The sequence below is a fragment of the Lichenihabitans sp. Uapishka_5 genome (assembly GCF_033947565.1).
In the GTDB taxonomy this organism is placed as follows: Bacteria; Pseudomonadota; Alphaproteobacteria; order Rhizobiales; family Beijerinckiaceae; genus Lichenihabitans.
The window spans coordinates 39,882-50,362 of the sequence record NZ_JARPVX010000008.1; the positions used below are offsets into that span (position 1 = coordinate 39,882).

The 10,481-nt window shown below is 68.7% G+C and carries 9 protein-coding genes; 2 read left to right on the top strand and 7 right to left on the bottom strand.

The window, feature by feature from the left end; all coding sequences use genetic code 11:
- Both P7D22_RS05450 and P7D22_RS05455 read left to right on the top strand, forming a co-directional pair.
- A complete protein-coding gene (locus P7D22_RS05450; RefSeq protein WP_319933201.1) occupies positions 1–1,110 on the top strand; it encodes a glycosyltransferase family 4 protein in 1,110 nt (369 codons plus the stop codon).
- A complete protein-coding gene (locus tag P7D22_RS05455; RefSeq protein ID WP_319933202.1) occupies positions 1,103–1,846 on the top strand; it encodes a polysaccharide deacetylase family protein in 744 nt (247 codons plus the stop codon). Before P7D22_RS05450 ends, P7D22_RS05455 begins: the two co-directional genes overlap by 8 nt.
- A 102-nt stretch (positions 1,847–1,948) precedes the next feature.
- On the opposite strand, the gene P7D22_RS05460 is transcribed toward P7D22_RS05455, so the two are convergent.
- The 7 genes from P7D22_RS05460 to P7D22_RS05490 form a co-directional block, all read right to left on the bottom strand.
- A complete protein-coding gene (locus tag P7D22_RS05460; protein ID WP_319933203.1) occupies positions 1,949–2,410 on the bottom strand; it encodes a cyclic nucleotide-binding domain-containing protein in 462 nt (153 codons plus the stop codon).
- Between the two features lie 34 nt (positions 2,411–2,444).
- Positions 2,445–5,189, bottom strand: a complete 2,745-nt coding sequence (locus P7D22_RS05465; protein ID WP_319933204.1) for an ABC transporter transmembrane domain-containing protein — start codon at positions 5,187–5,189, stop codon at positions 2,445–2,447.
- Positions 5,190–5,241: 52 nt separating this feature from the next.
- Positions 5,242–6,384: a glycosyltransferase family protein gene (locus P7D22_RS05470; RefSeq protein ID WP_319933205.1), complete on the bottom strand. Its 1,143-nt coding sequence runs from the start codon at positions 6,382–6,384 to the stop codon at positions 5,242–5,244.
- Positions 6,377–7,615 (bottom strand): glycosyltransferase family 4 protein, encoded by a 1,239-nt coding sequence (locus P7D22_RS05475; RefSeq protein WP_319933206.1) that lies wholly within the window; start codon positions 7,613–7,615, stop codon positions 6,377–6,379. The genes P7D22_RS05470 and P7D22_RS05475 overlap by 8 nt, the downstream gene beginning before the upstream one ends.
- Positions 7,616–7,621: 6 nt before the next feature.
- Complete coding sequence (locus P7D22_RS05480; RefSeq protein WP_319933264.1) at positions 7,622–8,797, bottom strand: glycosyltransferase family protein; 1,176 nt, start codon at positions 8,795–8,797, stop codon at positions 7,622–7,624.
- A 229-nt stretch (positions 8,798–9,026) separates the two neighbouring features.
- Positions 9,027–10,073, bottom strand: coding sequence for an aldo/keto reductase (locus tag P7D22_RS05485; protein WP_319933207.1), 1,047 nt, complete (start codon positions 10,071–10,073; stop codon positions 9,027–9,029).
- Positions 10,073–10,420 carry a TIGR04076 family protein gene (locus P7D22_RS05490; RefSeq protein ID WP_319933208.1) on the bottom strand — a complete coding sequence of 116 codons (348 nt, stop codon included), beginning with the start codon at positions 10,418–10,420 and terminating at the stop codon, positions 10,073–10,075. Before P7D22_RS05490 ends, P7D22_RS05485 begins: the two co-directional genes overlap by 1 nt.
- Between the last annotated feature and the right edge of the window lie 61 nt (positions 10,421–10,481).

Consider the following 10,481-nt stretch of genomic DNA (forward strand, 5'->3'; position numbering starts at 1 on the left):
TTGCGGATCGCCTTCTACGCGCCCCTGAAGGCGCCGGATCATCCCGTACCCTCCGGCGACCGCACCATGGCTCGCGCCCTGATCGCAGCCTTGCGCAAAGCCGGCCATGTGGTGGAGCAACCGTCGGGGCTACGCAGCTTTCTGCCCACACCCGACCCGGACGGGCAGGCGGCGCTTCTGGCCGAGGCGACGGCCGAGCAGGCCCGCGTCGCCTCGGCCTGGACCGGCGAGGCGCCCGACCTCTGGTTCACCTACCACAACCATTACAAGGCACCCGACCTGATCGGGCCGGCCCTGGCCCAGCACTTCGGAAGCACTTATGTGCTGGCCGAGGCCAGCCACGCGCCGAAGCGGGCCGCCACCTGGGGCGCTTGGCATGCTGCCGCCGAAGCCGCGAGCCGCGCCGCCGACCTCCATGTCTGCTTCACCCCGCGCGATCGCTTGGGCCTGCTGCCGCTGGTGAAGCCGGGCGCCAGCACGCTGCTGCTGCCACCGTTCATCGACGTCCTCCCCACGGCGGCAGGATCGACGCCGCGACAGCCCGGCCCCGCCCGCCTCGTGACAGTCGCGATGATGCGGCCAGGCGATAAGCTCGACAGCTACCGCTTCCTGGCCGAAGCCCTCGCCATCCTGACCGACCGGGCCTGGCACCTCGACGTCGTGGGTGACGGCCCGGCCCGCGCGGCGGTGCAGGCGTGTTTCGCCGCCTGCTCCGCCGACCGCATCACCTGGCACGGGGAACTTGGGCGCGATGCCACGCAGGCTCGGCTTGCCGCAGCCGACATCTTCGTCTGGCCAGGCTTCGGGGAAGCCTTCGGGCTCGCTTACCTCGAGGCGCAGGCCGCCGGGGTGCCGGTCGTGGCGCTCGATACGGCGGGCGTCGGCAGCGTGGTCCAGGCCGGCGACACCGGCATTCTAATTGCCGAGGCATCGGTCGCCGCCTACGGGCAGGCCGTGCGCCGCCTGCTGGACGACACTGACGCCATAACCCGCATGGGCGGCGCAGCGCGGCACTTCGTGACCTCGGAACGTACGCTGGACGGGGCCGCCGCCATCCTGGACAAGGGGCTTCGGGAGGCGCGGCACGGGAAGGCATGCAGACATGGATGATGTGTGGGCACCGGTGGACGCCGCCTTGGATCGGGTGGCAGCCACGTCCAAGACGGTGACGCTCTGGTGGCGCGACGACGACGCCGTCACGACCACGCGAGCCCTCGACCGGCTGACCGCCCTGGCGCGGCGCCACGCCTGCCCGGTGCTGTTGGCCGTGATCCCGGCGCCGGCCGACCGGCATCTCGCCACCTACACGAAGGCCGAGCCGCTGCTGACGCCGACCCAGCACGGCTTTCTTCATACCAATCACGCAGGGCTGCTGCAGCGAGCCGCGGAACTCGGCGGCAACCGCCCCCTCGAGGCGATCCTGACCGACCTTGCGCAGGGGCGCGACCGCTTGGCCGACCTGTTCGCCGGCCGTCATACCGACATTCTAGTGCCGCCCTGGAACCGGATCGCGCCGGAGGTCGTGCCGCACCTGCCCGACCTCGGCTTCGGCGGCCTGTCGACCTTTGCGGACCTACATGCCGGAACGCCAAAGCTCGATGTCGTCAATTGCAGCCTCGACATCATCGACTGGCGCAACGGCCGGCGCTGTCACCGGCTGCCGAAGCTGGTCGACAAGCTCGCCACCCTGATCGATGCAGGGCGCCCGATCGGCCTCCTGACCCACCACCTCGTGCACGACGACGATGCCTGGGCCTTCATCGATGCCATGCTGGAGCGCTGCGTCGCCCGAGGTGTGGCGGTGACAACGGCCGACCGGCTCCGCGGCGCCGTCGCGGCTGGTTAGCCCGGAGGCTGTCAGCGCCAAACGGCAACCCTTTGGCCCGATCGGGCAGCCCACCAAGAAGGGATGCTGAGTTCGTCTGGTTTAGTCAGAACCAGAGAAACGCTAGACCGCGCGAGCCTGCCGCTGCGCCTCCGCCAAGGCATGGTTGGTGCGTTCGAGCCGCCCGGCCAGCACCCGCATGATGGCGATACTCATTTCGGGAAAGCTCTTCAGCAGCCCCATGAGCTGTGCCTTGCCGATTGCCAGCGTTTCGCAGCGCGAGCTTGCCCGCACCGTGGCGGTGCGGGGCGTATCGCAGAGGATCGCGATATCTCCCACGAAATCGTTGCGCCCGACGCTGGCGACCCGGATGTCGCAGTCGCCCGCCTGCACGAACACATCGGCGCCCCCGTTCAGGATCACGAAAGCCTGTTCACCCCGCTCCCCCTCGCGGCACAGGGTCTGGCCTTCGTCGAACACCAAGCGCTGCGACGCGAAGGCCAACAGCTTGAGTTTGGCCGCATCCACCGAAGCGAAGATCGGTACGCCCCGCAACACTTCGACGTCTTCCTTCAGCGCATTCACGACTTGCCCCTCCCCATGGCCGCCCTGTCCCGCGTCACGCCGAGATCTTCAGGGTTTCGCGGTGCTGGCTTTCTTCGCTCGTGGCGGGTTCCGGCGCCCGCGTTTCACGGCCGACCCGCCCGTCCTCCATATGCAGGACGCGGTCGAAATGCTCCCCGAGCCGCGGGTTCTCGAGATTCCACAGCACCCCAAAGCCCTGCCCGTCCATGGGTCGGCCAAGGGCGAGCACGCGCCCCAGAATGGCCTCCTGCCCGGCCGCATCGAGCTGCGACAGCCCCCGATGCACCAGAAGATAATCGGGACGCCGCAACAGGGCGCGGCCCATCGCAAGCTTCTGCCGCTGGCTTCCGGTCAACCGCTTGCCGGCCGTGCCGATGTTGAAGGCGAGTCCCGCCTCGAAGACCTCCGGCCGCAGGCCGCGTTCGGCGATCACGTCGTGCAGCAGGGCATTCACCCGATGCTCGGCCTCGGCGATCCCGAAGGCGACGCGGCCCATCACGATATTGTCCTTCGCGGTGCCGGCCGCGATGTAGCGGTCCGGATGGAAGAAGGCGATCTTCTCCTGATCTTCGCCGAGCGCCTTGTGGAAGGCCTTGCGGGCCGTCACCAGCCGTTCGATCAAGGCATCGTCGAGCAGGCCGAGGCGGTCACGCGGCTCGATGTAGTTGAAGGCGAGATCGAGGAAGATCGCCTGATCGCCGGCGATCGCCGACTTGAGCGGGCGGCTGCCGACGCGCTTCAACGCCGCCTGATAGTCCGGGAAGTCTTCCGGACTCATCAGGCTCAATTGTTCGAACAGCGGGTTGTCGGGCTCGAGCCCCTGGAACAGCTCCATGATGGTGGACGCGATGGCTCGACCCATGCCGTACAGCGAGTCGTCGAGCTTCAGGTCCGCCAGGATCTTGCGCAGCTCCGGGTTGGAACCGAGGCGCTTCAGGTCGTAGGCCTCGCTGATCGGCATGCCGAAAACGAGGTTCTCGCCGATCGACGCCTGGGCGTTGTAAAGGTCCGGGTCGAAGGGCTCGACCAGATGCACGGCTCCGCTCTCGTCGAGCTTGGCCCGGAACGAGGTTCGGGCTTCCACAAAGGCCTGCTGCACGGCGGCCGAAGGCTCGGCCAGCGACCGGTTGAGCCCGAAGCTGACGACATCGGATTCGAGATCTACCGTGGTAAGCACCGCCTGCAGTCGGTCGTTGATATCCTCGGGCCCGGTGGCGCCAGCCGCCTCGTAATCCACCCAGTCGCCGGCGAAATCGAGGCTCGTGGTGCCGGATTTGATGATCTTGTGGCGGACCACGTCGCCGCTCGGCCGCAACACACGGTGCCGCAAGCCGTAGAGCAGCGCATCCGTGATGGTGGATTGCGGGAAGAACGGCTCGGCGCCCACAACGGAAATGCGACGCCCCGTGATGGCGGACGGCCATTCGCGCAGGTCGCGCCCTGCCAGGGCCACGCGGCCGCTATCGGGCGTCACCAGCCGGGCCAACACTTCGACCAGCGTCTCGCCGCCGCTCGTCGCATTGCCGTCGATGGCCGTGAACTCCCCGAGCTCCAGCGTCACCGACAGGTTGTCGAGCAGGCGTGAGCTTGCCGTGTCGATGACCGTCACGGCCGACAACGCCACCTCGCCCTCGAGGTGCGGAATTGGCCCGTCGAAGTCGGGCGGCGGCAGCAGGTCGAGCGACGGATCGACCGAGAACTGCTCGATCACCTGGGTATATTTCACCTCGACGTCGAGCCGCTGCTGGTCCCAGTCGATGAGGTCCTTCACGGGGGACGGCAGATCCTTATAGGCCGAGATCACGGCCACCAGCTGGCCGATGTTCAGGTGCCCCGCGATCGCCAGCAGGCCACCCACCATATAGAACAGGAAGGGTGTGATCTGGGCCAGCAGGTTGTTCAGGAACTTGACGAAGAACTTCCACTGGTAAAGCGCGAAGCGGATGCCGAAGATCGTGGTCAACCGGGCCGCGACATCGGCCCGGTGATAGTTCGAGACGTCGTTGGTGAGGATGTTCGGCATGTCGTCGATGATCTCGCCGATGCGACCGGCGAGGGCCCGCGACGTGAGCTGGCGTTGCCGGCCCAGAACCAGCTGCTTGCGGCGCATGCGCGGGATCACCACCCCCTGCACGGCCAGAAGCCCCAGCGCGATCAGCCCCAGCATGACGTTCTGAGTCAGGATGAACACCAGCGCCGTGATGATCTGGCCGCCCAGGAAGAAGGGCTGCACGAAGGCGTCGCCGATGAACCCACCGAGCGGCTCCACCTCGTCCTTGATCATGGTGGCGATCTCGGCCGGCTTGATGCGGCGATGCTCGGACGGCGGAAAGCGCAGCACCCGGTCGACGAGGTCGTAGCGCAGCTGCTGCAGCATCCGTTCGCCGAGCCGGCCCTTGTAGGTATTGATGTAGAACTTGAAGAGGCCGTTGACGATGACGAGCAGCAGGAAGGCCGCGCTCAACACGATCAACGACGACATCCGGTTCAGGTCGAACCCATGCAGCAGTTCGAGGAAACCCTGCTGGTTAATGGCCGGCGGCACCGGCACGCGCACCTGGAAATAATGCTGAGTGTCGGTTGCGCGCTCGAAGCCCTTCGCCTGGATCGGCCCGTTCACGATATATTTGGGCAGGTCCAACATCAGATAGTTGAACGGCATCGAGGCCAGGATGACGAACAGGATCCAGGCCTGCTCGCGCCGCGTTTGCTGCCAGATGTAGCGAAACAGGCTCGCTTCCATGGTGCGTCCGTTCTTGGGCGCACCAAAGCGCCGCATGAGGAACCATATAGGCAGCCGAGCGCGATGGGAACGGCCGCCGCCGTCGCGATCAGCCCTGCGGCCGGACCATGCGGCGCAGCAGGCTTGCCGTGGCTGGGGCGCCCGCGAGGTCGGCGTTCAATGCCGGAGTCGCAGCCTCGAGCGCCGCATCGATGGCGGTCGCGAGCGTCTCCGCGCCGAGGTCCCGCTCCGGCACCATGATGGCTCGGCCGTGCCGCGCCATCATGGTCGCCCGGACGGTTTGTTCGGTTTCGCCATCTTCCGCGTAAGGCACCAGCACGGCGCGACAGCCCGCCACCAGGATGTCGGCCACCGTGTTGTAGCCGGCCTGCGAGATCGAGAGGCGGGCCGTTGCCAGCATCGCCGCCAAGTCCGGCACCATGCGGGCCACTGTCACACCAGGGCCAGCCAGTTCGGTGGTGTCGGAAGACGCGTTCGGTCCCGCCAGCACCAGCCAGCGCGCGTCTGCGGCGGCACTGCGGGCACGGGCCTCGATCGCGGTGCGCAGCACCGACGCCCCGACAGCCCCCCCGCCCACAGAGACAACAACGTCGTAGCGGTCAGCCATGGGCACCGGAGTAGGCCGCGGCGGCGCCACGAGGCCCGTATAGGCGATCTTGTCCGCAAAGGCGTCGGCGCCGGGAAAGCTGTCGCCGAGCCGCGCCAAGGCCGGATCACCATGCACCAGCACGGAATCAACGAAGCGCGCGATCGTGGCCACCGTTTCGGACACCCGCTCGGGCCGGTGGTTCTCCTGCAGGATGTCCCGCACCGAGGCCGCGACACGCGGCGGCACGGCCCAGGCCCGCACGGCTTCGAGCAGGGGGATGAGCTCGAAGCGCATCTGCCGTCGGCCGAACGGAAAGGCCTCGATCAGCAAGGCGTCCGGCCGATGCCGCACCACATGGGCCAGCAATGCATCCCGCCGCGCCGCCTGGTCGGCGGCCTCGAAGGGGCGCCCATCGGGATGCACGAGGCGGGACAAGCCGCCCGCCGCGGCGCGCACCGGCGGCAGCGCCACGATCCGCGCCCGGCCGGTCGCAAAACCGGCCGGCAAAGCGCCGCCGACCAGCACCTCGACGTCCCAGCCGTCCACCACCAGGGCATCCGCGATGCGGAAGGTCCGCGCCAGATGGCCGATGCCAAGCAGATGCTGCACATAAAGGCTCGCCCGCAGCGGCCGCTCAGCCATGCGGATCACCGAGGACCGGCGCGAACAGGTCCATCAATCGCGCCGTTGCAGATCGAGCATCGAATTCGGCCGCGACCCGACGCTGCCCGGCCTGGCCCAGGCGCTTGCGACGCTGCGGATCGGCGATCAGCGCCGCGAGGGCCACCGCCAAGCTCTCGGGCGCATCGGGCGGCACCAGCAGGCCGTTGCGATCGTCCTCGATCAGCTCGACCACGCCCGACACGGTCGTCGACACACAGGCGAGACCCTGGCTTTGCGCCTCCACCAGGACGTTCGGCAGGCCATCGCGGTCGCCGTCGGCCGCGATCCGGCACGGCAGCACGAAGAGGTCCGCATCCCGATAAGCGTCGAGCACGGCTTCCTGGGCTTGCGGGCCCTGCCAGCGGAGGCGTGCCGCGAGGCCGAGTGTCTCGGCCTGCCGCTGCAGCGTCGCGAGCTCGGGCCCGCCGCCGATGTGGGTCCAGGTCCAGGCGCGTTCGGGCGGCAGGCGGGCCAGGGCCTCGAGCAGAAGGTCGAAGCCTTTCTTCGGGACGGCGCGGCCGACGCTGAGCAGCCGCACGGGCGCTTCGCTATCCGTGCCATCCCGATCCGGCCGCGGCAGGGCCAGAGGCCTGAAACGGTCGAGCCTCAGGCCATGGTAGCTGAGCCGCACGGGCTTGCCGGGTGGCGCCAAGGCCTGCAGGCGGGCCTGCCCGGCGGCCGTGCAGGTGACCGTGAAGATCGCGGCCCGCAACTTGTGCCGCAACTCGCGCTCGGCGGTGGTCCAGATGTCCTTGGCATGGGCCGAGCACGACCAGCGCAGGCCCGTCAGCGCGGCCGCATAGGCGGCGACGCTGGCCGGGGTATGGATGAAATGCGCGTGCAGATGCCGGGCCGGCACTTCCGCGGCCAGCACCATCGCCTGGCCGAGCCGCCGCACCCGGTTGCGGGTCGGGTCACGGGCGAGATCGCGGCCGAAGCCGCGCAGCACCGCCCCGAGGGTCCGCGCACCGCGCAGCCGCCAGGCGGCACGCAACACCCGCAGCGGTTCATGGTGGAGGTATTCGGGCAGATAGGTGACGGGCGCCCGGATGGCGGCATGTACGGGGTGGCGCTTACGATCGGTCGGGTGCCGAAGCGACACGATGTGGATCGGCATCCCGGCCGCTTCGAGGTTGGCGATCTCCTCGGCAATGAAGGTTTCGCTCAGGCGCGGATAGCCCTTCAGCACAAAGACGATCGGAGCCGTCATCGCGGTTCAGCGCGCGGCGGCCGGCTGGCCGGCGAGCCGCGCGGCCATCAGATCCTGCACGAGGTCGCAGATGGCCGGCAGGCCGCCGAGCGGGCGACTGCCGTAGCGGGTTTCGGAGGGTCGCGGTGCCACCGCGAGCCGCTTCAGGGCCGCCGCCATCTTGGCGGGGTCGGCGGCTTCCTCGGGCAGGATCATTTCGACGAGCCCGAGGGCGGCCGCCCGACGGGCGCGGAGCAGCTGCTCTTCGCGCGGCTGCGTGCGCGGCACGATCAGAGCGCGACGATCGAACGACAGGATCTCGCAGAAGGTGTTGTAGCCGCCCATGCTCACCACGCCGGCGGCGGCATCCATCAGGGCTTCCATCCGATTGTCGAAATCGATGATCGTGAAGGCCGCGAGGTTGGTGGCGCGGCGGCGGATCTCCTCGCGGTCTTCCGTCCGCATAAACGGCCCGAGGACCAGCAGCACCGGCCAGGTGAGGCTTGCGTCCAACGCGTAGGCATCGATCACTTGGCGCACCAGCGCGGCGCCGTCGCCGCCACCGCCGGTGGTCAGCAACAAGGCATCGGCCGGCAGGATGCCGTGCTGGGGCGTTGGGGCCGGAAGCTCGCGCTTCAGAAAGCCCGTCCAGCGCAGGCGGGCCCGCAGGGCGGCCGATACGTCGAGCCCCTGCAGGGGATCGTAGAAATCCTCAGGCCCGTAAACCCAGATCTGATGGTACAGCGCCTCCATCTTGCCCAGCACATCGGCGCCGGACCATTCGGCCGCCAGCAAACGCGGCGAATCCATCACGTCGCGCAGCCCGAGCACGAGGGTCGTGCCGGCGTCCCGCAGCATCTGCAGGGTGGGTTCCAGCTCGCCCCGCAGCCCCAGGGGCTCTTTGTCGACGATGAAGAGGTCCGGCTGAAACGATTCGGCCGCTCCGAGAATGAGCGAGCGCCGCAGGTCCAGCGTCCCCTGCAGGTCGGTGTGGTCGGCCAGCGGCGTGTATTCGCCGTTCATCAGCTTGATGATGCTCGGCACCTTGAGGAAGTCGACACGAGTGCGGAACTCGAAGGCCCCCGCGATCGACGAGCCCGAAACGATCAAAACGTGGACGCCCTTGAACCGCTCGACCAGCGCATGCGCGATGGCACGACAGCGCCGCAGATGGCCGAGCCCGAACGTATCGTGGCTGTACATCAGGATGCGGGCATGCGGCAGGCGGTCGCCTGGCCTGATCGGGTCGTGCGGGATCACGGAACGGGTCCACCCGTCGCGTCGCAGGGTCCGGCCTTGGCGGGCATGTGCTGTTCCCGGAAACGCGTCGTCGCACATCGCGCGTGCGACAACCTGGAAGCCGCGTGTTTAGAACGGCCGCAATGTGGCCGCAAGGCGCCGTGCGGACGGCCGCATTCCACCCCGACGCACTTCAGGCGGCGCTGTTGAGATTGTACTTCATGACGCGGCCGTGACGGCCGGTGCGGTCGCGTTCGAGCGCATAGGTGTCGCCAAGCGGCCCGGTACGCCGCGCCAGCACGGCCTCGAGCGCGGCGTGATCCTCCGCACTCAGCCGCAGGTCGCCGATCGCCGCATTGGCCGCCACATGGGCGCCGTTGCGGCCGCCCACGATCACGGCCGCGACCCCTGGCCGGTCGAGCACGGCCCGGCTCGCCACCGTGGCGATGTCGCTGCCGTGCCGGTCGGCAATGGTTCGGCAGGCGCGCAACAGCGCCTGGAACAGGGCCCAGCCCCCGAAATCCTCGATAATCAGCTTGTACTTGGTCAGCGAGCGGTTCTCGAGCGGCTCGCCGGGTTCGGCCCGCCCCAGCCAGGCATCGCTCAGGAAGCCGCCCGCCACCGTGCCGTAGCACAACAGCGCCACGTCGCGGCTTTGGCAAAGCGCCGCGAGGCCATGCTCGGGCCGGGCGTCGAGCAACGAATATTGGGTCTGCATGCTGACGAGCGGCACCCCCGCCTCGAGGATGGCCCGGGTCTGCGGCGTGTCGAAGTTGGTGGCGCCGACGAGGCTGAGCTTGCCGGCCCGGCGCAAACCATCGAGCGCCAGCATCGCCTCGACGGCGCCCGGAACGGCCATGTCCCACCAATGGAACTGCACGAGGTCGAGGCGCTCCACCCCGAGCCGGCGCCGCGACTGGTCGACGATGGCTTCGAGGTCGGCGGGCTTCAGGCGCGGCAGCAGGTCGAGGTCGGGCACGAGCTTGGTATGCACCCGCAGGCGATCGGCAGCCTCCCGGCCGCGCTTGGCCGCGAGGTGACGCCGGAACTCTCCCAGCAAAACTTCGACGCCCGTGTAGATGTCGGCGCAATCAAAGGTGGTGACACCCGAATCAAAGGCCGCCAGCAGGTCGTCGAGCGCGGTCGCCCGGTCGATGGCGCCATGGCCGCCCGCGAGCTGCCAGTTGCCGCGGATCACCCGGGAGATGGTCGTGCCGGGGCGCAGGTCGGTGGTGTCCATCAAGGCTCCTCGGCGGCCGGCAACGGCACGGCGGTGGTGTCGGCATGGCGGAACCGGCGCGTGCCGGTGCGGATGATACGCAGGCGGCTGCCGCAATGGGGGTCCGGGCAAGCGACCTCGGCGTCGCTGGTCATCCAATCGGCGCGCAGCGTCGGGCGCTGCTTGGCGGCCAGGAGCGGCAGCACGGCCGCGAGCGAATAGATCGACATCCCCTGCCCCGGCGGCAGCGTCAGCATCTCGCCCTTCAGCTCGAAATAATCGCCGGGCCTGGCGCCGCAATAGATCGGCGCTCCGTCGGGCAGGATCACCTCGACCCTGAGGTCGAACAGCTCGAAACCGTCCTCCATCCGCCGCGATGTCCTTGCCTGCCGGGGAAGTTCGCATAAGGTCCGCCCATCCGAGGAAGGT